Source organism: Rahnella sp. BIGb0236 (genome assembly GCF_004364755.1).
GTDB classification, from domain to species: domain Bacteria; phylum Pseudomonadota; class Gammaproteobacteria; order Enterobacterales; family Enterobacteriaceae; genus Rahnella; species Rahnella victoriana.
In genome coordinates this window covers 51,575-76,449 of sequence record NZ_SOAO01000001.1, presented here as the reverse complement: position 1 = coordinate 76,449, position 24,875 = coordinate 51,575, and the positions used below count along the sequence as shown (strand labels likewise).

The window sequence follows — 24,875 nt, the reverse complement described above, 5'->3', positions numbered from 1 at the left end:
ACTTGCAAATATGCCTAATTAATTATTTTAACCAGTTCCGCCGCACGGCTTTTTAAAGAATTACCGTCCAAAACAGGAAAATAATCCGCCACGCTTTTTTGGAGGGCCAAGTTTCACAATATCCCATGCTGCGTCAAAATTGCTGTAATACTTTCGTATATGGTCAGTAAAGAATGAGGAGAAATGATCTTCATGTATCTTCAGGAATGAACCGGTATTGGCATCAAAAAAATCATACCACTCATTTTTCTGGGACCAGGCCATGCTATGCGCAGACCCGGTTGAAAAGATACTGATAACACCATACACCTCAGCACTAAAACAGGGCTTAATTATTTGATTTGCCAGTTCATTGGCTAAAACATAACTGGAACCATTATTATAAGCTGCCTGAGAATAAATGAATTCACATCCCCGGATCCCGCCCCAGCTACGAAAAACCCCTTCGGTGACTCTCAGTTGCTTCATCATATATTCCTTGTCGTCACCATTCCACGGCGTGCGAATGATTCTCCGGTCCATTGATTCTTGCCTGGTTAACACCCGGGATTTAATTTTTGTCCTTTCACTATACTTATTAAATCCTCTTTTCTTGATCTTTGAATCAAGCCATGTGAGAGATAGACCAAAACATAGCCCATCCAGACTACCAGAGAAAATATTTCGATTATCGTCAATATATTTACTTTGTGAGAATGCTTTATTTTTCATCGTTAACCCTTAATAAAATTTTATCGTGAAATATAATCATCTAAATTGTAAAAATGAAATTATGGCAATTAAAAATTGCCTGAACTCGATTACTCATTCACCAAACCGTTCACATTCAGTGCGTCGATTCGTTGCGTAAATTGTTTTAAAAGTGCCGGATTCCCTTCCCTGTGATTTTTCTTATTCTCCCGGATCGTCCATAACAATGTTTCTGCGCTGGTCCCATTACGTTGCAGATCCTGACGTATCTGGTATACCGCCGTTTTCAACTCCGACACGGTCATATATTTGCTCTGTTTTTGCTCGGCGTATAGCAGGCGGGCTTCCAGCTCATCCAGATGTTTATTCGCCAGCACATAGCCATCCAGTGCCGGAATATCACCCGCCTTTTCGTCTAATGTGCGCTGCCATCGGGCACTGTATTGATTTCCCGGATAGGCCTTTTCCAGATGGTCAGACAATTGCTCCCCCTGACGCAGCAACGCTTGTGGCGGTTGCGCACTCAGCCATTCGAGAACCGGCGCAGCACGCGCCAGGACCGCCTCTTTTTGCGCCTGCAAATCGGCATCCGGTGCATGATTCCAGGCGTCATTCAACTGATGTTCGCTGTGTTGCAGTGCCAGTAACGGGGCGCTCAGCGTTTCACTGAAACTCAGCGTCTGCGAGTAACACCATAACGCGGCAACTACCGCGCAGAGCGCGATCCCCGCCGCCATTCCCCCCAGCGCCCACCATAACGGACGCAGACGGGTTTCCACCGCCAGCCGGATTTCTGCCGGTTCGGCATCCTGTACGATTTCAGCCACCGGCGCGGGGGCCTTCTTCTCACTCACTGCCGGCGGCGTGTTTTCAGCCGCGACCGGTGCGGCTTTTGTCACGCTGACCTGTGCCGGATACGGCACAGAACGGCAGCGAACCTGCAGGAAATAGTGCAGATTGTTCAGTGAATCGTGGCTGCGCGATTGCAGGTTTTTAGACTGACTGCACAACACGCCGATGCTTCTTTCTACCTGACGCATGTCCGCGCTGTTTTCCGGCCCGTATTCCAGCGTATAGATATGGGTCGCCACATTGGCACTGAACCAGTCGATCAGTTGCTGACGCTGCGAAACGGCAGCCACCGGCGGCCAGCAGCGCTGGCTGTTGTGGGTAAAGGCTGTCGACAGCAGATCGAGCGCCAGCGCCAGCCCCTTCCAGCTCTTCAGCCGCAAATTGATCAGACAAAACCACATGCCGCTTTGCAGGTCATAGCCGTATTCATGGAACAGCTGAAAACACCGTTCTTCCAGCGCATGCCAGTCCAGCCTTGCGGGAAGGGTACCGTTCAGCGGGCTGAGTTCACTGCTCAGCAACAGGAACGCTTTACTGAGCCGTGGATCATGCCCGTTGATTTTCAGCGCCCGCAAATTCACCCGGTTTTTCATGGTCATCCTTTTCCTGTCATTCAGACGGGTTGTTTCGCCGCAGCACGTTTCGCAGCAGGCTGCTTCGTCAGCGTGAGCTGATCTTTACTGACGCCCACCTGCAAATGGATATCCGCTTTGTTTTCCACCGCCAGCAGGCGGTCGGTCAGCAACGGCAGCAGTTCCCGGTTAAGGACCGCGTCAATTTCACGCGCCCCGCTTTGCTCGACCTGACAGCGGCTGGCAATGAACTCCACCACTTTTTCACTGTACGTCAGCGAAGAATTGCCCTCACCGGCACCGGCAAAGCGTTTACACACTTTGTCGATTTTGAGACGGATAATTTTCGCCAGGGTATCGCCCACCACCGGCAGGTAAGGGATCAGTTGCAGACGCCCCATCAGGGCCGGACGGAAGAACTGGTCGAATTCAGGACGCAGCAGTGCGGTCAGCGCGGTCTGATCGGGGTTTCCGGCAGCGCAGGCGGTCATCACCAGATCACTGGCCAGATTGCTGGTCAGGATAATCAGGGTGTTGCGGAAATTGATCAGCTGGCCTTCGGCATCTTCCATCACGCCTTTATCAAAGACCTGATAGAACATCTCCATCACGTCCGGGTGGGCTTTCTCGACTTCATCCAGCAATACCACGCTGTACGGGCGACGGCGCACGGCCTCGGTCAGCACGCCGCCTTGTCCATAGCCGACATATCCCGGCGGTGAACCTTTCAGGCCGGACACGGAATGGGCTTCCTGATATTCGGACATATTGATGGTGATTAAACTTTGCTCGCCACCAAAAAGCAGTTCGGATAAGGCCAGCGCCGTTTCTGTTTTCCCGACACCGGACGGACCGGCCAGCATATAAACCCCGGTGGGTTTAACCGGATCCGCCAGATTGGCGCGCACGATGCGGATTTGCTGTGCAATGGCCGCTAACGCGTGGGACTGGCCGATCACCCGGCTTTCCAGACGCGCGACCAGATCACCGAGCTGTTGCTGCTCTTTTTCCATCATCCGGCCCAGCGGAATACCGGTCCAGCCGGCAATCACATCGGCGACACAGATCGCGTCCACGCAGTCATACACCAGCGCCTGATCTTTATGCATCTCAGCCAGTTGCGAGCGTAAGACGGCAATTTGCGCCACATCGTCAGTGCCGTTAATCTGCGCCACAATGTCCTGCTGCTGATGCCAGACCGGCAGCAGTGTTTCTAAACTCTGCGTGAGTTCGCTTTCGCGCTGATCCAGCCATTTCAGCCTTGTGGCGTTGTCGCCCTCTTTCAGCAGACTTTCCCGCTCGGTATGAATGTTGCTGAGCAGCGCGTTGAGATCTTCGATCTCCTTCGGTTCGTGGCATTGCGAAATCGCCACGCGGGCGCAGGCGGTATCCAGCAGGCTGATGGATTTGTCCGGTAACTGACGGCCGGAAATATAACGGCTGGAGAGGCGCACGGCGGCGACCAGCGCACTTTCGAGGATCTGCACGCCATGATGCTGACTCAGCGCCGGTTTCAGCGAGCGCAGCATCGCCGTAGCGGTTTCTTCGTCCGGCTCTGCCACCTTGATCACCTGAAAACGGCGGGCCAGTGCGGCGTCCTTCTCAAAGTATTTTTTGTATTCCGCCCAGGTAGTGGCGGCTACCACGCGCATCTCGCCGCGCGCCAGCGCCGGTTTCAGCAGGTTCGCGGCATCGTTCTGCCCCGCCTGACCGCCTGCCCCGATCAGCGTATGCGCCTCATCGATAAACAGAATGACCGGCGACGGATAGTCCTTCACTTCGCGCAACAGGGTTTGCAGACGGTTTTCGAATTCACCTTTTACGCTGGCACCGGCCTGCAGCAGCCCCATATCCAGCGACAGAATTTCCATTTTCTGCAGGGCTTCCGGCACGGTTCCGTCGACGATACGCTGCGCCAGCCCTTCCACCAGCGCGGTTTTCCCCACGCCCGGTTCGCCGGTCAGGACCGGATTGTTCTGGCGACGGCGCAGCAACACGTCAATCAGCTGACGGATTTCCTGCTCACGCCCCAGCGCCGGATCCAGCGCCCCGTCGCGGGCCTGTCCGGTCAGGTTGCGGGTAAATTTCATCACCGCAGAATCCGCGTTGTGACTGGCCGCTGCCGGATTAGTCATGACCTGAGCCGGTGCGCAGGCTTCGCGCAACAGGCGGTCGGCGCGATCGGTCTGGCACATCAGCGCCTGCTGTAACGCCGGTGACAGATGCATCTGATTGTCTTTTTCAGCGGCAATCAGACTGCCCAGAAATGCCTGTGCCGGCAGTTGAATGTGTTGCCAGCAGGCACTGGCGTGTAACCAGGATTTCTCCAGATGTTCGACCAGCAATTCGGACAATACCGGGCTGCGCGTATTGCCGCTTCGCAGGTGATTAAGGCTGACTTTCAGCGCATCGACCAGGGCATCGCCACGCAATCCGGCGTTCAGACAAAGTTGCTCAATCAGCGCGGGCTGACGGGTCACCAGGGCGAGCAGCAAATGCTCAATGTCCACTTCGTGATGCGTGCGGCTGACGGCCAGACTGATCGCGGCATCAAGGCATTCGCGCGCCTCAACATTCATTTTCTCTACAATTTTCTTCAGGTAGTTACCCATACATCATCCTGTGTAATTTTTTCTAACGGCGTCCTGTCCGGACGCTCAGAGACATTCCGTGATACGGACAGGCAATTGTGAGAACGCGCTCCTGAGTGCCGTTGGCCGTTGTTTTTCCGCTTTTTTAGTGCCCGTTTCCTGCTGCGCCACGGCGTTGTCATTCAGTGCCTGACGGAGTTCCTGCCATTGATGCCAGTTATCCTGTATCGCATTCTGCGAACCGGCCTGATAACGCACCATGACTTCGCTGATGCCCAGCGCCGCCAGTTGTGCAGCCTCATCCGGGAAATCTTCCGCTTTGAAGCGGTGCTGTCCGTCGGCGATGTCGTGCAGGAAATCCGGCCAGGCCGCGTCGCCAAAGTATTCGTAAGTCAGGTCAAAGCCCGGGAATTTGATCACCAGCGTGGCGCGGCTGCAATGCCCCGGACGCCAGCGGAATGCCGCCTGTTCGCTGAAGTTCATGCTGTTGAGTTTCCACTGTTGCTCATCGCAGAACAGCGTCAGCCCGGTGCCTGTCGGCATCAGCCGCGCGCCGCCCGGAATGGTGGCTGGCAGGCTTTTAAGCGTCAGTTCCAGCGGTTTGGCTTCCAGTGCCGCCATCTGGGCTTCGAGATCGGCCTGTTCCTCTTTCAGGGCGGCCAGCGCATCGTCATCGCGGGTATTTTCACGTTCCGGCATCGCCAGCACGTCATCCGGACGCAGCACGTGGTTCACCATCCGCAGGAATTCCGGCGTCAGGCCGGGCGTATGTCCGTTGAATTCACCGGCCCGGGGTCCACCGTCACCGACAACCAGCACACTTTTCGCCGGTCCGCGGATAAAGTCAGACAGGTATTGCCACGCCTGATCTTGCTGATCGTCGTATTCCAGACGGCTGGCGTTATTTTCCATCGGCCACAGCACCCGGCTCTGCCATTGCTGCTCCAGCCAGCAGGCAGAACGTTGCATGGCCTGCGCCACCAGCCAGTGCGCATCGCTCTGATACAGCGTCCATACCGCGTTGGTGGCAAAATCATCGCGCTCGGCAGACAGGCTTTTACGCAGCACGTTAAAACGGCTGTCCAGCAGTTGCAGCGGATTGCTGTCGCCCGCGGCACCGGTCTGGAACAAGCCGCGCGTCAGCCGGTCGCTGCTTTTCGGCGTGGCGAACACGTCGGAAACCGCCGCATGCACGCTGGCTTTCCACGCATTCCAGTTCTTCACATTCAGATCCGAAAGCACCGGTGTCAGCGTTTTGCTGTCAATTTTCAGCAGTGCTGACATTTTCTTCTGGATGGATTGCTGAATCTTACTGATGCGCGGCACCAGCGCCCCCGGTACCGGCATAGCCTGTAACTGATTTAACCGGCGCAATTCACGCAGCCAGAGCGCGGCATCCTGAGCACGGATGTCGTCCAGTTGCTCACTGACGTAACGGGCAAATTTCATCGACGGGCTGTGGCCCTGATCGAGCGCAATCAGCGCGGTTTGCCACTGTTCACCGCTCAGCACCGGTGCCGGTTGCTGGTTCATCGCCAGCATCATGGTCATCCATTGGGTCTGGCGCAGTGCAGGCCAGCGTTGTTCAAAGGCTGCCAGTTCAGGCATCGGAACCTGTTCATCGCCAGCGCGGCGGATCTCATCCAGCCAGCCCTGAATTTGCGCGGTGCCCTGCTTCGTCCACAGGCCGCTGACCTGCGTTTTGTCCTCAGACAAAGGCAGGAAATCGGTCAGGTTCACCGGCGTCAGCTCCTCTGACGGTGCCAACAGCCATACCATCTGCGGATCACTGTTGACCAGACGCCCCAGTAATTCACGCAGCACCACTAACTGCTTTCTGCCTCCCGGCTGCTGTATCAGGGCGCGCTGCAACACCACATCCTGCTGACGGGATAAAGGCACCGTGGCGCCCGTCATGCTCAGCGCCGCCGGAACCGCTGGCTGGGTGAGCAGTTCACTGACCGGCTGTTTTTCCCACATGGCCTGTTTGGCGATCAGGGTGCGTGCCAGATCCAGGATCAGCGCGCGTTTTTGCTCAGGCACCGCCTCGGTGAACTGTTGCTGGTAGTGATCCGCTGTCTCGCGCAGGTTCACATTGTCACGCGGTGTCATCGCAATAATGCTGGCTTCAAGCTGCTCATGACGGTGATGAAGCACCGGCACAAAGGGTAAATAGTGCAGCGGATGACGGCGCCAGCCTTCGATATTCTCAATCTGCTGAACCTGCGCCGTGGTCTCCATCAGCGCCGGTGTCCCTGCGGTAAGACGGCCGGTGAAATAACCGGCGATCAGCAGATAGGTGATCGCCAGCGCACTGAAGGTCATCGCGCCCCATTTATGCAGATAACGGCGGCCAAACCCGACAGGTTCGACTTCACGCTGACGGCTTAACGTCGGCAATAACCGCGTCATCAGCTCATGGATAAAGAAAGCCTGACGCGACGCGCTGTTTTTGCTGACCGGCTCGGTGGCGGTAAACCAGATCCCGCCCAGTGCCGCAGGCTGAAAGTAAGCGTCCGGCTCACACAATGCCGCCAGATAGCGTTGCAGCGCCGGTTGCAGTTGCGGCAGTTGTTCCGGGAAATCCATCAGCGCCAGCGTATCGGCATCCGGTTCGCCACCGGAAAGCATGCTGACGCGCACTTTATCCAGCCCGTCTTTCACACACCTGAACAGCGGATCCAGCAGGGCCGGATCCTTGCCATCGACGATCGGTGAACTGCGCCAGTAATACCCCAGCGGCTGCTGGCGTTGGGCGGCCGAAAGCTGACGGGTCCAGTGGCTAAAGCCGGGCATGCGGTCACAGCAGGTAATAAACAGGTACACCGGCAGACGGCGTTTGACTTTGCTGACCAGCGGCTCAATCTGCGTGCGGATATGCCGCGCATGCAGATGCAGATCCGCGTCATCTTTTTCCAGCAGTTCGCTGACGGACACGCACACCACAATGCCTGCGGGCGCGGGCAGACGTCCGCACCAGTTCACCAGACGTAACCAGCCGCGCTCAAAGGCCGGAGTTTTATTCAGAAACTGGCTGGAGAGATCGAGAAAACCCGCAGAGCGGAAGAACCACCAGCGTAAGGTACGGGTCGGCACCACCAGCGAACTTTCCGGCTCATTGGAAAATAATGGCAATCCCGCGCCAGCCATCAGCGTCGTTTTACCGCTCCGCCCGCCGGTCAGGACAAACCAGGGGATCGGCTGTTTGCGCCGTCTGATGCGTTTAATGACCGCCGCACCGGTTTTCCAGTGCTCGAATAACACATATTCCAGCCGGGTGAGTTTAAATTTCGCCTTCAGGCCGGAAATATATTTCGCCTGTGCAATACCGGAAACAGAACCCCAGACAAAGCGGATCAGTAACACGGCAATAATAACGATCAGCCACAACGCGAACGCATGCAGCAATGACCGTTCCAGAACCACGGACATGACGACACAGACAATAAGCAGCAGACACAGGAATAACGCCCATGCGGCAAAGGAAACTAATTTTTTAAACATAGTGTGTTATCCGAAAAATATCCCTAAGCCGGCGAGCAGCATTAATAAATAAATAGCCAGCGGCAGGGAAAACAAAAGCCCTTTACGCTGACGCAGTCGCTTCTTCACCGCTTTATTTTTTTCACCGCCACCGGCTTCCTGCTCTACCAGCAAGGCGTCGTTCGGCCACTGACGCCACTCTTCCGGCAGACACTGACGTTCATCATTGATGCGTTGTTGCAAAAGCTGCGCATCCTGAGAGGTGTATTTCCCGTGGAAACCCATCAGCAGACAGAACAGATAAACCATTCTCAGTTGAGTATTATTTTTATCTGTCTCATCGAGCCGTTCGAAAAACGCTTCGCCGCCGACAGAAATATCAAAATAATATTTTTGCAACAGACTGCTGCGCCATTCCTTCACCCACTCCGCGCGGGAACGTAATACGCGCTCATCGACCCACAGCACCACGGCAAAATAAGCATCTTCACATTCAGCGGTTTCATGATGACGTTCTGATTCACGCAACGCCTGCTGTAATAACGTAATGCTTTTTTCACGAAACGCGCTGTAATCCGGATATTCCTGCGGATCAATAAAGAATGCCGTCACATAGCGGAACAGCGGTAAATAACAATTGAGTAAACTCATCATGAGGGCACCACAAATATCACTTGTACCTGAAGGTCTTCCGGCATATCAGGCCAGTAGAAGGAAATACTGCTGTGCTGACGGGCTTTGTTCCACAGTTCGCTGTCCTGTTCGACCAGGAAATAGTGCGAATCGCTGCGGTTAGGCACACCACGCGGAGGCTGCACGCAGCGTGTCACCGGAATACCCGGCAACGCATGCTGGATCAACGGTTCAATCATCTTCGGCGAGGCCAGTTTGATGCCGCCCGGATTTTTGATCTGACGGTTTTCCATCGGCATATTGGCGGAACGTAACAGCAGCAGTACCGTCTCCGCATTTTTGCTCTGCGTACTGTCAAAGCTGCCGGTGAACACGCCCTGAAGATCGTTCTCCAGCGTAATGTAAGTATTGTCTTCAAGTACCAGACTGTTCAGCAGCGTAATCAGCGTCTTACGGGCGCTGTCGAAACAACTCAGCAGTTCATTATGGTTGTAGGCGTGCAGCGGGTTTTCGCCATCGTGCCACTCCCCCAGAAAGGAGCAGCTGTCATTGAACGAAGAGAGATCGCCCACCAGCTGGCACAAAATGTTATAGACCTGCCACGGATGAACCTGACGCGCCTGGCAAAAGTTTTTCAGTTGCGGCAGCACCCGGTTAAGGGAGCGCATCGCCAGCAACTGCGTCACCTGATCGCCACGATCGGCGTCGCTGACCAGCCGCTCTGAGCGTTTGTATTCCTCAAGCTTTCTGGCCCGCGCACTCAGTTCGAAGTAGATGGTGTCGATCATCTTGCCGAGGCTGAACGACCCGAACAAGGTGACGGAAGGCGGCGAGAATGTTGGATCGAGGATCACCCGTTCGTTTTCGTAACGCAGGCGGGTCAGCGGGATGCATTCGCAGTCAACCGCATCGTCTTTTTCCACGTCTGTCAGCAGCCTGACGTTGTAGCAAAGGCGGGCGACCGCAGCGTCCGGCGCATGGTCATAGACATCTTTCATCACCCGCTCTTCGCTGGTATTGATCCAGCGGGTAACGGCGCGGTCGTGCTCTTTTTCCAGCGTGGTGACGTTGCTGTGCAGCGGATCGAAGCGGCGCACCGCCAGCCAGAGGGTCAGCGGCTGATCGCGTTGCTTCCAGATTTCACGAAAGTTGCGTTGCTCTACGCGGCTGTTGCCGGGCTGCGACAGCAGGGTGCCTCCCGGCAAAATGCACCGGATCTGCTCAACGCTGATCACATAGTCGTTCAGCGCTGCGTCGTTAATGCTGACCTCAATCAGCCCGTGATTATAGGGCTGCGCCAGACGCAGATGTTCTGCCAGATTCCATTCGTAATGCAGATCCAGCGACTGAAAGTGCTGCGGTTGCAGGTAAAGTCCGGAATGCCAGTAGATCTGCTGTTGTTCTGGATACATTATTTTTTCTCTCCGGCAGCAGGGACATCTGAGCTGACAATGCTTTCACTGCCTAACGTGACAGAAAGCGTGAGCGGCGTTAAATGCGCCTGCCAGACCGGCTCCCACCAACCTGTGCTTTCAGCGGCCACCGGGACTTCCGCGCTGACCATATGTTTTTTCACCGGGAAGGGATAGTAGCCCGCGACCAGCGCCACATTGCGGGTATCCTGTGCGCGGTCGATATGTACCGTGTTGGTTTGCCCCGGCATCATCACGTAACGATCCACCTGCAAAACACCCCCTTCGCTACCGGCACCGGCAAACAGACTTTTCAGCGTCGCGGGGTTGCCCAGTGTCTTATCCAGCGCAGGTTTGTCTTTGGTTTGCAGCAGCAATACCGTACAGCTGTTGGGCATGTCGTTCAGGCTGTTCAGTCCCGGTTCCGCCCGCAGTTGCAGGGTGATGGCGCCGTTGGCGAAAGGCGCGCTCACCTCGCCGACCGCCTTCTGGCGACCTTCATCGTTATCTGTCGCACAACCTGCCAGCAGCATGACAGCCAGCATCAGCCCTGCCAGTCCCGTTATCCCCCTCATTCTTTGCTATGCCCTTTCAGTACCTTGTTGATATCGCGCATGCTGCTGTCATCCTGCAACATCTCTTCCAGCCATTCGGTCAGTGTCATCGCCGCCCAGCGCGCCGCACGCTCCATCAGAAACGGCACCGGGCTTGACGGCTCGGTCTGACGGAAAAAATGGGCAATCGTCAGCATCTGGCTGATGGCCAGATCCCGCGACATGGTTTGTTTTTTGGTGTTGTTGATCAGCGAACTGACGTCAGTGTCCGGCTCATCCTCATAAGGCGTTAAGACGTTCAGCGTCATGACGTCGTCATAAGCGGGTGCCGCACGGTCAAACAGGCGTTTTACAAATTCCTGCATTTCGGCGATGGCACTGCGCGTCTGCCCCATCGCCAGAGAATCAGCCTGCGGATTCAGCTGGCCGTAAGTGGTTTCCAGCTGATCCAGCACGGTCACCATCTGGTTTAACATCTCGTTCTGCGTGGCGACCTTTTGCGGATCCAGCGTGGCGGCCCAGCGGTTGAACGTCTCCATCGAGAAATCGTCGTCACTGCCCCGTTCGGCGGCACTGTCCGGTTTCATCGTCACGCGGTGTTCATAGGCGAGCACTTTGCGCCAGTGGTCCAGCGTACTTTCCGGCTGACCAAACAGCGGATGACAATGCAGCAGTTGCGCCAGCTGGCGATCCAGACGGTTGATCATGCCATGGCGGATCACCAGGCCGTCCTCATCCTGTTCCGGCCAGCCGTTTTGCCAGTAAGTCTGGATAAACGGCGTCAGAAAACCGACGCCCTCCAGCAGCCCCGCGATGCCGTGTTGCTGGCTCAGGCCTTCGATCAGCCAGCAGGCAACCTGAAAATCTTTGCTTTCCGCCTGCAACACCTTCGTGCTTAAGCGAACGACTTTGCTCCAGTCGGCTTTCCGTAATTCCGTGGCCCATTCGCCCTGCGGCAAATAGTCAGGATCGCTTTCCCGCGCCTCACGGATCTCGTTATAGACCTGCTCATATTCCATATTGCGGCCACCGGGCTGATCGTCACTGATCGGGGCGAGCAAAGACTCAACATTCATTATCATTTCAATACACTCTATGAAATCAGTACGGTCGGACAACCCGCAACAATGGTTCCGCCATGCGCCGTGCTGTCGCCCATGCGCGCTGCGGGTTTACCGCCAATCAGCACTTTCGCGCTGCCCTTGACGACCGTATCCGGTGGCCCGACACACACCGCCATCGATCCCATCGTCGCGGCGGGCATTCCGCCAATCAGCACCGTGGGCGTACCGGGCGTGGTCACCGGCCCCCCAACGTGAGGGATCGGCGGCAGGCCGGGCGTCACCATCGGGCAAACATGCATATCGCCCACACGGGCAGCGGGTTGTCCCATCAGTGGCCTCCCTGCACGGCATGCCATTGCGCCAGTAATGTCTGTGCGCCTGTCAGAGGGGCGTTTTCCGCCGCGATCCCCACGCTGAGTAATTTCAGGGCGCAAAGCAGCATCAGTCGGGACAAATGCGCTTCAGGGTAAACCGCATCAAATTCCGCAGGCGTCATGCTGCCGTCCATCCAGAACACCGCTAAACCGAGTGCGCCAACCGGCGTATCAAAGCCCAGCTGTTCTGCCTGCTGGAAAATACGGAAGCGCCGGGCGTCATCGTGTTCCGCCAGCCACTGCCGGATTTCGCTGGCGCATTGCTGCACCGGCTGCTCTGCAGATCCCGGCTGGTTCAGCGCCTGTTGCAGCGTCCATGCCAGCAGTTTCTCTTGCGGAGAATCTGCAACCACACTGGCCAGTGCGTCTTCCCATTGTTCAGTCATCATCAGTTGCGCGGCGTTTTCAGCCCCGTTTTGTCGCGGGTTATAAGCCGCAAGCGCGTCTGGCGTGAGCAGTTTTGCTTTCATGTGATTTTTCCTCAGCCAATCATCGTCACGCCGCCCTTGATCTGGGTCATACCACTCCCCTGAACAGTGACCATTGCGCCTTTAAGTTCTGCCGTGCCTTTCCCTTCGATTTTGATCGTGGTGCCGCTCAGCGTGATGCCGGAAGGAGAAAGCGTGATTTTGCTGCTGCCGACTTTCAGTTCGATCGACTGGGTGGATTCAATGACGCAGGCTTTGTCCGCTTTCACCGTGCTGCCGCCCCCGCTGATTTTTAACTGATGATTCCCGCTGGTCAGGCTTTCCTGCAGGTTGCCTTTGATGTCCAGGCTGTAATCGCCCTGTTTGAGCGTCAGGCTGTCGTTCCCTTTGGTGAGTTCGGTCGTGCGGTTTTCGCCGATGGTTTGTGTGACATTTTTGGCGATGCTGCCGGTGACATCGTTTTTCACCGTCAGCAGCAGATCTTTTTGCGAGGTGATGATCAGCCGCTCTTCGCCTTTTTTGTCGTCAAAGCGCAGTTCATGCCCTTCTTCAACGTTGCCGTTCACGGAACTGCGCGAGACAAATCCGGCATGGTTTTTCTCTTCAGGCAGACTCAGCGGCGGTTTGTTTTGACCATTGAAGACCGATCCGGTCACCAGCGGATAATCCGGGTTACCGTGCACAAAACTGACCGTGACTTCGCTGTTGACGCGCGGCAGGAACATGGCGCCAAAGCGACCGCCCGCCCACGGCTGGGAAACCCGTACCCAGCAGGAACTGCCATCGTCGTGTTTGTTTTCGCGATCCCACGGGAACTGAATTTTGATGCGGCCATATTCGTCCGTATGGACTTCTTCTGATTTCGGCCCGACCACAATGGCGGTCAGAATACCGGCGATTTCAGGCTGTTTTGTCAGGCACGGCGGACGCCATGACAGGCTGTCTTTCAGCACCGTCAGCGCGTAGCTAAAATCAGGTTGCCCGTCATCAATGCTGCTCGAAGCCTGCATATGCACCGACCTGATGCGGTAATTCCCCTGACAGGACGGATGCCCGCTCAGCTGGAATTTATCGCCGCAACCTAACCACCAGGCGCTGGCTTCGGCATAGAACTGCTGATTATCCGACTCAAGCTGTTCCATTTTCAGGCGCGCGCCGGATTGCAATACGTCACGTTTTTCATGACCGTGCGCATCCACATAACTGACGCCCGGCACGGAATACTCCGCCACCACGGCTTGGGATTCCCCTTCCACACTGGCCGCCTGCACCATATTGAAACCTTTGAGCGTGACAGATGAGGCCGCCAGCGAAGCACTCGCGACCCAGCTCAGGATCCCGACGCCATCACCCCGCCCCTGCAATGGCATAAAGGGTAATTCTGCTGTTTTGCCGGACTGATGACTGGACGGATGATCGGCCAGAACCAGCGTGTGCTGTCCGGCATCGTGCTGGAAGAAGTAATAGATCCCTTCCTGTTCGAGCAAACGACTTATAAAGTCGAAATCGGATTCGCGATACTGAATGCAATATTCACGCGGCTGATACGTGGCGCGCAGGCGCAAATCAATGTGACTGATGTTCTGCTGACGCAGCAGTTTGCACACCAGGTCCGGCACGGTCATGTTCTGGAACACCGCCAGATTACGCCCCAGACGCAGCAACGCCATCCGCGGTTCAAGCGTGCCCGTGAAGGTGCTGATGCCATCGACATTGTTGTCTTCTTCGATGCGGGTCAGCACGCCATGCACGTAACGTTTTTGGTTGCCCCGGCCAATCTCACAGGCCATTTCATGCCCCAGAAAACGCCCCATCTGCGGGGTGACCAGCGAGGTACGGAACTGGATCTGATAACGGAAAGTGTCCGAAAATTGTTCATCGCCCTCGATGTGCATCAGCGTCAGAGCATCCGCGGCATCGCCGACAAACCGGATAAAGCGGTTGTCTTGTCCCAGTGATTTTGCCATTTTTTATTTTCCTTCCCGGCAGACGGGTAAACGAATTTTATGCTGGCCAGCACCCTCGGAATGCCCAAGGCATATATCCAGCCCGAGTTGCCCGCATCCCAGCGGAGTGATGATGTTCGACGTATTTTCGATCAGCAGATCAATATCAAAATCCAGCCCTTGCCCGACGTATTCGCGGATGTGCGACCACAGGTGCGGGTAGTGCTTTCCCTTCGGCAAAAACAAACCGGCGTTTTTCATCGGCACCGGCCCCAGCGTCACCGTAAAATGTGACTGCCGGTCCCAGTAAACGCTGCCGAGCATAGGCGCGGCGGCAAGCGTTTGTGTCGGTTCTCCCAGCCGGCAACACAAGGCCGGATCCATCACCTGCCACCCACCGGTAAAAGGCGTGACTTTCGCTGCCACGGCAAAACGGTGTCGTAACCAGGTTTCAATGTTGAGCATGGAGCGGACGGAATGGGCGAACAAATCCGCAAACTGCTCCTGTTGCAGAGACGGCGTGCTGGTCGCCACGCCGGATAAGGCGCGGATGGCCTGACTCAGCGGCCGCGTGGCGGTGAATTCCGCCATGGCGTAATAATGATATTTCTGCCAGGCGAGATACCGCAGGCTGTGCAGCCGGTGGTTAAACATATCCAGAAAGGCTTTGGCCGTTTTATCGCCGTGGCGGTAATACCGTTCGATCATCCATTCGGTGTAGACCGTCGGTAACGCGCCGAGCGCGCCTGTCAGCCCGTGAGCAGCCACCTCAACCTGCCAGCGCTGCTTATCCAGCGGCGTGACCTGCGTAATGTCGCCTTTCGGCGCATCCAGCGAGAGCGGCGAAATAAAATAAAGCTGCTCTTCGAGAACCTGTTTACTGTCTTTGTCCTGCCCGCGGGTCAGCCTGCGCAACATCAGACGCACCTGCTGGAAAAAGTTATGCGGGCTGAGGATTTTGCTCAAATCCATGACAGTCTTCCCGCCCGGACCGGCCAGATACGTGCGGTTTCTCCCGGTGCGTCAATGCAGGTGACCACCCGGGTGAAACTGTTGACCGGCGCGTACAGCGCCAGAAACGAATCGATAAAGCGGCACAGCAGGAAATACTCCACCTCTTCCGCTGCCTCGCGGGAAAATGTCACGCGGATTTCAATCCCCCGCGCCATAGAACGCGGATCCAGCGGGGCCAGCCGGGTGATCACCGGGCTGGATTCGACATGCTGGATCAGGTTGATCAAGCGGCTGATGCCCGGATTATCGACAAAGTTGTACAGCGCCAGAGATTCTTTCAGCACACGGGCGCCTTCCGGCCCGCTGATCAGCATATGGTTAAGCGAAAGCTGAGAAATTAACCGCCAGCGCGTGGCCTGTTTCACCGGCGGCCTGACCGGCAGCGTCGGGCGCGTCAGCGCAATAATCTTCATGCCCGCAATCGGCAGTTCCGAATCGAAATCACCGTCAGGGTCGCCATTGCGCATGGCGGCCGGAATGTCGCGATTGGTGCAGGTCAGGTTCATGCTGACAATGTCGCAACCGGGCGCCAGGGGCTTCTCTCCCCGGTCAGAAAACGCGATAAACAGCGTGGAAGCGACGCCATGGTTTTGCATGGTTTCACGGCGCATGGATTGCCAGAACAGCCCGGTCTCTCCGTCACTGGCGGAATGGTCTAAACCAAACAACGGATAAATGGGGCGGGACTGCGTTTCGTTGCCCTGTTTGCGCATTGCCGACACGCCGTCAACCGACCAGACGTCCATCGCATCCTGATGGCGGATATCGGGGATCACCGGATATTCCGCCGTTTCGTGATCCGGCGAAATCGGTTCGGCGCGATGGGCGAAGAGATTGACCGCGGGCGTGCAGTTGAGCAGAAACAGATTTTCATTCACCGCACTGGCTATTTTTTCCAGCTGTCGCGCCATCATGCAGCGGTTGAATTTCACTACCAGCGAGAGATCATCCTGACTGCCTGCCACGACGCCCGCAGGCAGCGGCATATCAATAAAATGAAACTTTTGCGGAAAGAAAAAATAGTCCTGCAACAGGCTGTGGGTCGGTGAAACCCGCGAGTCACCCGCGAGTAAACCTTCATTTTCGCCGAAACCGACAGCCCGGAGACTCTCCGGTGGCAGCGTATGGTGTTGCCCCTGCAGGAGAACAGAAAGTGACGCCACTTCGCTGCACAGCAAGGTATAAAGAATGTTCACGATCCGGCTGGCCCCGCTGAGATGCAGCCTCAGGGAATCCGCCGCCAGCGTGGCACCCGGCCACACCGACAACTGTATTTTCAGACTCCAGCTCATGTCATCGGCATCCAGATGCAGGCTGGCTTTATGCAGGCTGACCGGCTGAAGCGTGACCGGATAAGTGGTGCGGAAACGGCAAATCTGACCGTTGACCGGACGCGAATACAAGGCCGTTCCGGCATCAATGTGGTTGCTGGCCGTCAGCGCGCTGATTTTGATATCCGGCTGCATCTGTACAACACACACCGACGGAAAGGGACGCAGAAATTGCGGGGCCAGCACGGTCAGTAATGCATCGGTCACTTCCGGCATATCTTCATCAAGACGTTGCTGGATCTGCGCGGTGACCAGCGCAAAGGATTCAATAATTCGCTCGATATGCGGATCTTCAGACGTGCCTTCTGACATCCCTAAACGGCGGGCGACTTTGGGAAAATGGCGTGCGAACGCCTTTCCCTGCGTTTTGAGGTAAGCGAGTTCATTCTGATAATAAGAAATTAATTTTTTCGCCAACATTTGAATTACTCGTTAGTCACGCAGAGAAAATTGACTGATGACATCGTCCCACATAAGCCGGTAACGGACTTCGCCTGCGAGTGTTTCGGCGTCAATGATGAAGGAACAAAGACTTCCCAGTTCTTCACCTGGCGTGACACAGACGTTTTTTAATCTGGGTTCAAAACGCTGTAATGCGGTTTCAATACGTGATTGCATAATGGCATTGCGCTCAAGACGCGGTGTATCGCTGGCAAAAACATCACTGACGCCATAATTAAGGATCGACGCATTAATTAACGGAATATCGTCAATACGGTAACTTCGGGGGCGGGAAGACAAAAGCAGCAATATTTCATCAATGAGTGTGCTGCTTTTGTCTTCTGCCTCAGAAATATCATTCTGGTCTTTCGGATTATTATCTGATAATTGCTGCAATAAACTTTTCATCCATAAACCTTAATACAGTGCACGCTTGCGGCGTGCACTGTTGTTTTGAAAAATTACAGCTTGGTATTCTCAACCAGGTTCCAGCCCACAGGACCCTGTTTGCTGGTTTTGCCATCTGGCTCAACCATATTGGTTTCGAATGTCATCTGACCAAATACGAAGCTCAGATTTTCACTCGGGATATCGCCTTCAGAATAGGCATTAAAGTTGTAGCTGTTCAGCACACAGTTTTTGTAGGTCAGTTTCAGCGCTTCAACCAGTTTCTCGCCCTGGAACAAGGCCTTAACAATCACGATCTGCTTAACGTTGCTGCCTTGCGCAACCATATTGGATAACTGAGTAGAGGTGGTATCCATTGCTTTTGAGAATGAAATCGCATCAAAGTTAACGCCATCGCTGTTAACCTGACCGCTGGCATTATCAATTTTAGCCGAGCAGTAAACACCGAAATTCATATTCTCAACAGCGATCCAGCCTTCATAACCTTTATTGCTGACAGTACCTTTAATACCTTCAATTTGCATAAAAAGCGATTCAGTAGCCATTTTATATCCTTATTTTAACGATTATATTTATGCACCCGTCGATGCAGGAAGTTCCGCTACCAGGCGCAGCGACATGCTTAGCCCTTCAAGCTGGAAATGCGGTTTTAAATATGCAACGGCGCGATAACTGCCCGGAGAACCTAGTACATCAACAACTTCAACCACAGCCTCACGCAACGGATGGCTTGCTTTAATCGTTGGTCCTACATTATCTGAACCTACAACATATTGGTTGATCCAGTTTTGCAGGAAATTCTGGCATTCAGATTTGGACATAAAGCTGCCCACTTTATCGCGCACGATGGATTTTAAATAATGAGCAAAGCGCGACGTCGTCATAATATATTGCAACTGGCTGGACAATTTAGCGTTTGCATTGGCCAGTTCAGAATCATATTTGCGCGGTTTATTGGTCGATTGCACGGCGAAGAACGCGGCATAATCGGTGCCCTTGCAATAAATAAGCGGAATAAAACCAAGTTCAGCCAGTTCCTTTTCGCGACGGTCAGAGATCGCCACTTCTGTCGGACACTGCATGACCTTTTCGCCGGTCTGTGAAATGTAGTTGTAGGTTGGCAGGGATTTCACCAGACCACCGCCTTCCACGCCGCGGATTGCCGCGCACCAGCCGTGCTCTTCAAAAGCTTCCACCATACGGCCCGCTAAATCGTAAGCCGCGTTGACCCACAGGTAGCTGGCACCGTCGTTATTTTCGTCAATTTTCTCTTCGAAATTGAACGCATCCACGGACACGGTTTTCGCACCGTAAGGCAGACGGCCAATGACGCGTGGCAGCGTCAAACCGACATAGCGTGAGTCATCGCTCTGGCGGAAGGATTTCCAGCGGGCATAGTCGGAGGTTTCAAACAGCTTGCCCAGATCGCGCGGACGCGGCATTTCGGAGAAGGATCCCATAGCAAACATGCCAGGATTCGCAGCACTCAGGAATGGCGCGTGGGCTGCGGCGGCAACATGGGAAATGTGCTCGAGCAACTGAACATCTTCCGGCATGCAGTCGAATTCAAAATCGCCGACAAAAGCCGAATACGGGTCACCGCCGAAGGTGCCATATTCACTTTCATAAATGCTTTTAAATAAGGAAGACTGATCAAAGTCGGAGGCTGATTTAAAGTCACGCATCAGCTCTTTCTTGGTGCAGTTAAACACGCGCACTTTAGTGTTTTCTGTAACGCTGCTTTGCACCAGTTTGTGCAGACCGCGCCAGGAAGATTCCATACGCTGGAATTCCGGAGCCTGAATAATTTTGCTGACCTGAGAAGAGAGCAGTTCATCAATGGCCGCAATGCGGGCTTCGATGCTGCCGACCAGATCATTGGACACGATGACCGCGCCGGATGCCACTTCCGACAGGAAGTTATCCAGCTGACTTTTCACCTTGGTCCGGTCGGATTCGCGGCGGATGGCCTGGGTATTGTCGATAATCTGATCAAGATAATCGCCGGATTGCTCCGCCTGGGCAGAGGCGTTCATCACCTGGATATCGCTCATTCTGCATCTCCTTTGGCGGATTCTGCGTCTTTTGCGATACCTTCGAGCAGCTCAACCAATTGCTCTTTCAGGCGATCATTGCTGGCGGTGCGGTTGCGTAAATCGCTCAGTTGCTCACGCAGTTCAAGCAGCTTGCGCAGCGGTTCAACCTGCATCACCACGTTTTCCGGAGAAAAGTCGTCCATGCTGTTGAATTCCAGAGCGACCGCCATCTGGCCTTCTTTTTCTGGCAGGGTACTTTCCACCAGCATTTCGACTGCCGGTTTCATCCCTTCCATCACATTATTAAAGTTGTCTTTATCAATGTGAGTGAAACGACGGTCACGCAGTGGCATATCGTCTTTTGCGAAATCCCCGATCACCCCCATCACTAAAGGTAATTCTTTTTTGGATTCAGCGCCGCCGACTTCAACGTCATACGTTATTTGCACGCGGGGAGGCCGCGCTTTGCTCAGTTTATATTGTGTATTACTCACGGATAAATCACCATAAAGTTTGAGGAGGTAAAATTATGCGGGGATAATAAACAGTAATTAAGAGATTTCACATGTCACTCTGCTTATTATTATATTAACCACCTCTAAATAACTGAGATAAAAACCTTTAAAAACAACAAGATGCGTAAGCATTCATTTTATTAAAACAGTGAATTGAGGAGAGGGAAATGATTTATCGTGACAATTGAAAAAAAGCATTTTTCCTTTAGAGAATAAAACCTATTTTATTATCCCAAGATAATTTCTGTTACATATTATTTGCTTTGAATTTTCTTTGTGAGCAGGTATTACAAATAAAAAGGGTAGGATGAACTGTAAAACGCGTTATTTTTATCCAAAAACCTGACATTTTTGCTCCGCCGGCCAAATCTCGTTTGCCGGTAGCGATCCGCATAAACATAAATTCCACCGCCAATCAGGCAGATACATTTTTCTGTCTCTGACAGGCTTGATCAGCGCCACGCTGACGTGAATACTGTATATAAAACCAGTACCACGAGAACTCAGTATGATTTTACACACTCCCGGCAGCCCGCTGAAAAGTATCACCCTGCCGTTGTTTCTGGATCGCGTCCCTTGCGGCTTCCCTTCACCGGCGCAGGATTACGTGGAGGCGCAGCTCGATCTGAACAAACTGATGATCGCTCACCCGAGTGCGACCTACTTTATCCGCGTTTCAGGCCATTCGATGACGGACGCCAATGTTAACGACGGCGATTTGCTGGTGGTTGACAGCGCCCTGACCGCCGTGCACGGCGACATTGTGGTGGCGGCGGTGGACGGTGAGTTCACGGTAAAGAAATTATGTACCCGTCCGGTATTGCAGCTGGTGCCGATGAATCCGACCTATTCCCCCATCACTTTTCAGGATGAAGCGTCCCTGGAGATCTTCGGTGTGGTGACATTTATCGTGTACGCCACGAGATAGGCGCACCGCACACCCCGGGGTCAGATTTTCTGAATAAACCGCATTCGTGCTAAATCCTTATGATGGCAGGCATTTTTGTATGACAGCGCTGCCATTTTCATCAATAAGCGGGCTTATTAACCAAATATAGCCTGTGCTAACTTTCTTAACCAATACTATAACACCTTGAAAATACAGGTTTTTTTATTTCCTGTTTTGTGGCAGACTGCGCACCTCAATTAATAAACAGCCTTTTTTGTCCCTGAAGGCCTGACTGGTCCGTTTTTATGCAACTCTATACCGTCCTCATTCTGGCTTTTGGCATGTCCATGGATGCCTTCGCTGCGGCGATCGGCAAGGGCGCATCACTGCACCGCCCGCCACTGAAAGAAGCCCTGCGCACCGGACTGATTTTTGGCGTCATTGAAGCCATTACACCGGTTATCGGATGGGGGATCGGGCTGGCGGCCAGCCAGTTTATCATGAGCTGGGATCACTGGGTGGCGTTCACCCTGCTGCTGATCCTCGGTTTGCGCATGATTGTGCAGGCGTTCAAAAAAGAGGCCAGCGAAGAAACCGAAGCGCCCCGTCGTCACGGCTTCTGGTTGCTGGTGACCACTGCGGTGGCAACCAGTCTGGATGCGATGGCCGTGGGTGTCGGTCTGGCCTTCCTGCAGGTAAATATTCTGGTGATGGCGCTGGCTATCGGTGCCGCCACCACCATTATGGCGACGTCCGGGATGCTGCTTGGCCGCTTCCTCGGCGCGGCGATGGGGAAATGGGCGGAAATTCTGGGTGGCGTGGTGCTGATCGCCATCGGTACCTCGATCCTCGTCGAACATCTCGGTCTGCTGGGCTAGGTGTTTTCCGGCGGCGACGCCGGTGCCGCGAACCAGTTATCTTTGGTCACCATCACCGCGTTTTCCGGCTGATTCACAAAATTCGGCGACATAATCTGCACATTGAATTCGTTAAAGACATCCTGAATATGGCTGTGTAATTCCGTTCTCACCGCCGCGAGGGATTCGCCCGCCCGCAGATGCACCTGCAATTCATACGCGATATACCAGTCCATCAGGCTGAGCTGGCGGACCAGCGGTTTGTGCTGCGGATCGATGCCCTGCGTGCGGCTGGCGGCCAGTTCCAGCATGGCGTGCACCTGCCGCCACGGCGTGTCGTAACCGATGGTGACGCCGGTGGTCAGATTGACGCCGCCGCCCGGATTCTGGGCACTGAGGTTGGTGATCTTGCCGCTGACCACCACCGCATTGGGCACAGTGACCACGTAACTTTCACGGGTGATGATTTTCGTCGCCAGCATGCCGATTTCACTCACCAGCCCTTCGTTATCGCCAATGCGGATCACATCGCCTTTGCGCAGCGCACGGGAATAAATCAGCACCAGCCCGCTCATCGCGTGGTTCATCACCCCGGCCGACCCCAGCGTCAGCATCAGACCAAAGAACACGCTGACCCCTTTGAAAGCCAGCGAGTTGGCTCCCGGTAAAAACGGATAGGCCGCAGACAGTGCGAACAACCACACCATCACCGAAATCAGTTTACGCGTCGCCCCGACGGTTTCCGGATGCAGCCCCGGCACCTGAAGTTTGCGGGCCTCTACCCGCCGGAGCAGTATTTTCAGCAACTTGAGGATAAACGCGGTGAGCAGGAAGATGATCGCCACAATCAGCAAACCGGGGAACGCCGACACAATGGAGAGCGCGATCCGCTGGATGACATTCACCGACCAGTCGCCAAGGGATTCGCCCCAGACGCGCGTCCACGGATACAGGCGGAACAGCCAGCTCAGCCACAGATAGAATGCCACGATGCTGAGTAAAATCATCAGAGCCGCGTAGGCATGCACTTCCACCGCCCCCAGCAGGCTGCGCCAGCGATAGGGGATCCAGCCCTTCTTCAGCAAAATCCTGGCCGTAAAATAGGCTTTAACCCGCGACCAGGATCGAAAGGCAAGGTAATACAGCAGGATCAGCACAGCGGTGCCCGCCAGCACCTTAACGGTAGCGAGGGTCAGATACGAGGAAGAATACTGATCGATAAGCGAGGTGCGCTGCGCATTAAAACGCGCCAGCACCCGCTGCGCGGCCTGACCGAGCGTCAGGTCATCGCCTTCATCCAGATCACTTTCTGCCAGCAACATCAGCGGCTTACCATTGATAACAAATAACCGGCCCTGCTGACCATAACGCTGCACCGGCAGGATTTGCACCGGATGGCGCATGTCCTCCTCGCTGAGGGAACGCAGCGTATTGCGGATACGCAGCACCCGTTCCTCCGGCGTGGACAAGCCGAACTTCGCCTGCAACATCACGATCGGCTGGTGGAAAATATACACCGTCCGGGCTTTTTCCTGATCAGACGGTGACAGGCGCGGTTCCGCCGCCTGTGAGTGAGACACGCTGAAAAGGGCAATACATGCCAGAAAAAGAAAGACTCCGCCCCGCCTTATCAACGTCGGGATAAACGCGTTCAAGCTGTTGTCGGCCATTCACAGACTCCCTGACTCTCGTTTCGTTAATGTCTATTTATTCAATTTCTGCAACTGTATCTGGTCGGCGTATTTTGCTTTTTCTGCCAGCGCAGGAAATTGTGACGGAGTATAAAAATGCGCGGGCGTTTTCAGCCCGTGCATCTCGCTGCCGGGGTAAATTTGCAGTTCCCCCCGTGCAGACAAACGGTATCCCGCCACCGTCTCAGGCATCGTCAGCCGATAAGGCGGGATTTTTTCGAAAGGCACCGGCGTCGGAAAGCGGCTGTCGCTCAGATCATAGTTGCGGTTTAACACCAGAAATTTATCCGGCACCCGGCGCTTGCTGTTCCACCAGATGCCGTCCACCTCATGAAATTGCCGCTTGGTTTCCGCTTCACTGACCGCACCCAGCCGGATCAGCGCGTCGTGTAAGGCGGATCCCATCGCCGCGTTGTATTTTTCCGGCGAACCGGCGTGGCCGTGCAGGATGACGTTAATCGCCAGCCGCGCGCCCAGCAGATTGGAATAGAGATCTTCCGGCGAAAACGCCGAGATTTCCTCTGAAAAGCCTTTCACCGACTGGAAGCCATACCACTGGGCGATCTCATGCCATTGCGCCAGCTGAAAGGCCAGATGCCCCGCCAGCCAGGCCGCCAGGGTATACCGCTCCGCCGTTGTGTGCGGACGGGTAAACGCCTTCAGCTGAATGCGCCGCAGACCCAGCTCCTCGCTGTAGAACAACCGCCAGCCGCTGCCGAGGCGCGGGTAAATGCGGGTGAACAGGTAAAAGGTGTTATCCGCCGTGTCGCGTACGTGGGCGATATCGATAAAACCGCCGCGCCGGGTGTAAATCAGCCCGCTTTTTTCCGCGCTCAGCCCGACGATACTTTTCACCGCGCTGAGCGCACTGTCGTTGTAATGGTGCGTACCGAGCGAACCGGCGGATAACACGTTGCCGATCTGGTAAAACGGCACCGGCACGCCGATGGCGCGAACACGTAATCCATAGCCAAAGGCACAGCACGGACGCAGGGATTCCGGCGCGGTCAGGTGCCGGGCGACCGGTCCGACACGGGCAGCGGATTCGACGGGCAGAATGTCCGTCGGCATGGTTTCAGCATGGCTCACCGACG

Annotated in this window: 21 protein-coding genes; 2 read left to right on the top strand and 19 right to left on the bottom strand. The window is 54.8% G+C overall.

All coding sequences use genetic code 11. The annotated features are described in order from the left end of the window. Window positions 1–60: 60 nt before the first annotated feature. The 17 genes from EDF78_RS00345 to tssB all read right to left on the bottom strand — a co-directional run bounded on the left by EDF78_RS00345 (window position 61) and on the right by tssB (window position 20,323). Complete coding sequence (locus EDF78_RS00345) at window positions 61–711, bottom strand: YopT-type cysteine protease domain-containing protein (protein ID WP_095925670.1); 651 nt, start codon at window positions 709–711, stop codon at window positions 61–63. 89 nt (window positions 712–800) lie between these two features. Continuing rightward, window positions 801–2,141, bottom strand: coding sequence for a VasL domain-containing protein (locus tag EDF78_RS00340; protein ID WP_243839399.1), 1,341 nt, complete (start codon window positions 2,139–2,141; stop codon window positions 801–803). A 14-nt stretch (window positions 2,142–2,155) separates the two neighbouring features. Continuing rightward, window positions 2,156–4,726, bottom strand: coding sequence for a type VI secretion system ATPase TssH (gene tssH, locus EDF78_RS00335; RefSeq protein WP_133822215.1), 2,571 nt, complete (start codon window positions 4,724–4,726; stop codon window positions 2,156–2,158). A gap of 45 nt (window positions 4,727–4,771) precedes the next feature. Next, window positions 4,772–8,209: a type VI secretion protein IcmF/TssM N-terminal domain-containing protein gene (locus EDF78_RS00330; RefSeq protein ID WP_133822214.1), complete on the bottom strand. Its 3,438-nt coding sequence runs from the start codon at window positions 8,207–8,209 to the stop codon at window positions 4,772–4,774. A gap of 6 nt (window positions 8,210–8,215) precedes the next feature. Then, complete coding sequence (locus EDF78_RS00325; protein ID WP_133822213.1) at window positions 8,216–8,842, bottom strand: DotU family type IV/VI secretion system protein; 627 nt, start codon at window positions 8,840–8,842, stop codon at window positions 8,216–8,218. Further along, window positions 8,839–10,233 (bottom strand): type VI secretion system baseplate subunit TssK, encoded by a 1,395-nt coding sequence (tssK, locus tag EDF78_RS00320; RefSeq protein ID WP_095925666.1) that lies wholly within the window; start codon window positions 10,231–10,233, stop codon window positions 8,839–8,841. The genes EDF78_RS00325 and tssK overlap by 4 nt, the downstream gene beginning before the upstream one ends. Then, the gene (locus tag EDF78_RS00315) at window positions 10,233–10,808 is read right to left on the bottom strand and encodes a type VI secretion lipoprotein TssJ (RefSeq protein ID WP_095925665.1); all 576 of its coding nucleotides are present in this window, start codon (window positions 10,806–10,808) and stop codon (window positions 10,233–10,235) included. The genes tssK and EDF78_RS00315 overlap by 1 nt, the downstream gene beginning before the upstream one ends. After that, window positions 10,805–11,869: a type VI secretion system protein TssA gene (gene tssA / locus EDF78_RS00310; protein ID WP_133822212.1), complete on the bottom strand. Its 1,065-nt coding sequence runs from the start codon at window positions 11,867–11,869 to the stop codon at window positions 10,805–10,807. Before tssA ends, EDF78_RS00315 begins: the two co-directional genes overlap by 4 nt. A gap of 11 nt (window positions 11,870–11,880) precedes the next feature. Beyond that, complete coding sequence (locus EDF78_RS00305) at window positions 11,881–12,180, bottom strand: PAAR domain-containing protein (protein ID WP_095925663.1); 300 nt, start codon at window positions 12,178–12,180, stop codon at window positions 11,881–11,883. Beyond that, the gene (locus EDF78_RS00300; protein WP_133822211.1) at window positions 12,180–12,695 is read right to left on the bottom strand and encodes a hypothetical protein; all 516 of its coding nucleotides are present in this window, start codon (window positions 12,693–12,695) and stop codon (window positions 12,180–12,182) included. The genes EDF78_RS00305 and EDF78_RS00300 overlap by 1 nt, the downstream gene beginning before the upstream one ends. A gap of 11 nt (window positions 12,696–12,706) precedes the next feature. Further along, on the bottom strand, window positions 12,707–14,620 hold the full coding sequence (gene tssI, locus EDF78_RS00295) for a type VI secretion system tip protein TssI/VgrG (protein WP_095925661.1): 1,914 nt from the start codon (window positions 14,618–14,620) through the stop codon (window positions 12,707–12,709). Window positions 14,621–14,623: 3 nt separating this feature from the next. Continuing rightward, window positions 14,624–15,571 (bottom strand): type VI secretion system baseplate subunit TssG, encoded by a 948-nt coding sequence (gene tssG, locus EDF78_RS00290; protein ID WP_133822210.1) that lies wholly within the window; start codon window positions 15,569–15,571, stop codon window positions 14,624–14,626. Beyond that, window positions 15,562–17,364 carry a type VI secretion system baseplate subunit TssF gene (gene tssF / locus EDF78_RS00285; RefSeq protein ID WP_095925659.1) on the bottom strand — a complete coding sequence of 601 codons (1,803 nt, stop codon included), beginning with the start codon at window positions 17,362–17,364 and terminating at the stop codon, window positions 15,562–15,564. The genes tssG and tssF overlap by 10 nt, the downstream gene beginning before the upstream one ends. A gap of 12 nt (window positions 17,365–17,376) precedes the next feature. Continuing rightward, on the bottom strand, window positions 17,377–17,793 hold the full coding sequence (locus EDF78_RS00280) for a GPW/gp25 family protein (RefSeq protein ID WP_131693041.1): 417 nt from the start codon (window positions 17,791–17,793) through the stop codon (window positions 17,377–17,379). A 53-nt stretch (window positions 17,794–17,846) separates the two neighbouring features. Beyond that, window positions 17,847–18,338, bottom strand: a complete 492-nt coding sequence (locus EDF78_RS00275) for a type VI secretion system tube protein Hcp (protein ID WP_095925657.1) — start codon at window positions 18,336–18,338, stop codon at window positions 17,847–17,849. A 27-nt stretch (window positions 18,339–18,365) separates the two neighbouring features. Further along, complete coding sequence (gene tssC, locus EDF78_RS00270; RefSeq protein ID WP_133822209.1) at window positions 18,366–19,847, bottom strand: type VI secretion system contractile sheath large subunit; 1,482 nt, start codon at window positions 19,845–19,847, stop codon at window positions 18,366–18,368. Beyond that, window positions 19,844–20,323, bottom strand: a complete 480-nt coding sequence (gene tssB, locus EDF78_RS00265; protein WP_095925655.1) for a type VI secretion system contractile sheath small subunit — start codon at window positions 20,321–20,323, stop codon at window positions 19,844–19,846. The genes tssC and tssB overlap by 4 nt, the downstream gene beginning before the upstream one ends. Window positions 20,324–20,852: 529 nt before the next feature. Between tssB and umuD the strand changes: the two genes are divergently transcribed. Next, window positions 20,853–21,272, top strand: coding sequence for a translesion error-prone DNA polymerase V autoproteolytic subunit (gene umuD, locus EDF78_RS00260; protein ID WP_095925654.1), 420 nt, complete (start codon window positions 20,853–20,855; stop codon window positions 21,270–21,272). A 266-nt stretch (window positions 21,273–21,538) separates the two neighbouring features. Continuing rightward, window positions 21,539–22,111: a manganese efflux pump MntP gene (mntP, locus tag EDF78_RS00255; RefSeq protein WP_133822208.1), complete on the top strand. Its 573-nt coding sequence runs from the start codon at window positions 21,539–21,541 to the stop codon at window positions 22,109–22,111. On the opposite strand, the gene EDF78_RS00250 is transcribed toward mntP, so the two are convergent. Both EDF78_RS00250 and EDF78_RS00245 read right to left on the bottom strand, forming a co-directional pair. Further along, on the bottom strand, window positions 22,108–23,760 hold the full coding sequence (locus EDF78_RS00250; protein WP_133822207.1) for a mechanosensitive ion channel domain-containing protein: 1,653 nt from the start codon (window positions 23,758–23,760) through the stop codon (window positions 22,108–22,110). The two genes, mntP and EDF78_RS00250, sit on opposite strands and share 4 nt — an antisense overlap. Before the next feature lie 33 nt (window positions 23,761–23,793). After that, window positions 23,794–24,852: a DUF4056 domain-containing protein gene (locus EDF78_RS00245; RefSeq protein ID WP_243839413.1), complete on the bottom strand. Its 1,059-nt coding sequence runs from the start codon at window positions 24,850–24,852 to the stop codon at window positions 23,794–23,796. Window positions 24,853–24,875 lie beyond the last annotated feature (23 nt).

Excerpts from the sequence above, each read along its gene's own strand:
- EDF78_RS00305 (WP_095925663.1), bottom strand. The coding sequence starts at position 12,180 with ATGGGACAACCCGCTGCCCGTGTGGGCGATATGCATGTTTGCCCGATG.
- tssA (WP_133822212.1), bottom strand. The coding sequence starts at position 11,869 with ATGATAATGAATGTTGAGTCTTTGCTCGCCCCGATCAGTGACGATCAG.
- EDF78_RS00250 (WP_133822207.1), bottom strand. The coding sequence starts at position 23,760 with ATGGCCGACAACAGCTTGAACGCGTTTATCCCGACGTTGATAAGGCGG.
- tssK (WP_095925666.1), bottom strand. The coding sequence starts at position 10,233 with ATGTATCCAGAACAACAGCAGATCTACTGGCATTCCGGACTTTACCTG.
- EDF78_RS00345 (WP_095925670.1), bottom strand. The coding sequence starts at position 711 with ATGAAAAATAAAGCATTCTCACAAAGTAAATATATTGACGATAATCGA.
- tssF (WP_095925659.1), bottom strand. The coding sequence starts at position 17,364 with ATGTTGGCGAAAAAATTAATTTCTTATTATCAGAATGAACTCGCTTAC.
- EDF78_RS00340 (WP_243839399.1), bottom strand. The coding sequence starts at position 2,141 with ATGACCATGAAAAACCGGGTGAATTTGCGGGCGCTGAAAATCAACGGG.
- tssC (WP_133822209.1), bottom strand. The coding sequence starts at position 19,847 with ATGAGCGATATCCAGGTGATGAACGCCTCTGCCCAGGCGGAGCAATCC.
- EDF78_RS00315 (WP_095925665.1), bottom strand. The coding sequence starts at position 10,808 with ATGAGGGGGATAACGGGACTGGCAGGGCTGATGCTGGCTGTCATGCTG.
- umuD (WP_095925654.1), top strand. The coding sequence starts at position 20,853 with ATGATTTTACACACTCCCGGCAGCCCGCTGAAAAGTATCACCCTGCCG.
- EDF78_RS00325 (WP_133822213.1), bottom strand. The coding sequence starts at position 8,842 with ATGATGAGTTTACTCAATTGTTATTTACCGCTGTTCCGCTATGTGACG.
- EDF78_RS00245 (WP_243839413.1), bottom strand. The coding sequence starts at position 24,852 with ATGCCGACGGACATTCTGCCCGTCGAATCCGCTGCCCGTGTCGGACCG.
- tssG (WP_133822210.1), bottom strand. The coding sequence starts at position 15,571 with ATGGATTTGAGCAAAATCCTCAGCCCGCATAACTTTTTCCAGCAGGTG.
- tssH (WP_133822215.1), bottom strand. The coding sequence starts at position 4,726 with ATGGGTAACTACCTGAAGAAAATTGTAGAGAAAATGAATGTTGAGGCG.
- tssI (WP_095925661.1), bottom strand. The coding sequence starts at position 14,620 with ATGGCAAAATCACTGGGACAAGACAACCGCTTTATCCGGTTTGTCGGC.
- EDF78_RS00275 (WP_095925657.1), bottom strand. The coding sequence starts at position 18,338 with ATGGCTACTGAATCGCTTTTTATGCAAATTGAAGGTATTAAAGGTACT.
- EDF78_RS00330 (WP_133822214.1), bottom strand. The coding sequence starts at position 8,209 with ATGTTTAAAAAATTAGTTTCCTTTGCCGCATGGGCGTTATTCCTGTGT.
- EDF78_RS00280 (WP_131693041.1), bottom strand. The coding sequence starts at position 17,793 with ATGAAAAGTTTATTGCAGCAATTATCAGATAATAATCCGAAAGACCAG.
- EDF78_RS00300 (WP_133822211.1), bottom strand. The coding sequence starts at position 12,695 with ATGAAAGCAAAACTGCTCACGCCAGACGCGCTTGCGGCTTATAACCCG.
- mntP (WP_133822208.1), top strand. The coding sequence starts at position 21,539 with ATGCAACTCTATACCGTCCTCATTCTGGCTTTTGGCATGTCCATGGAT.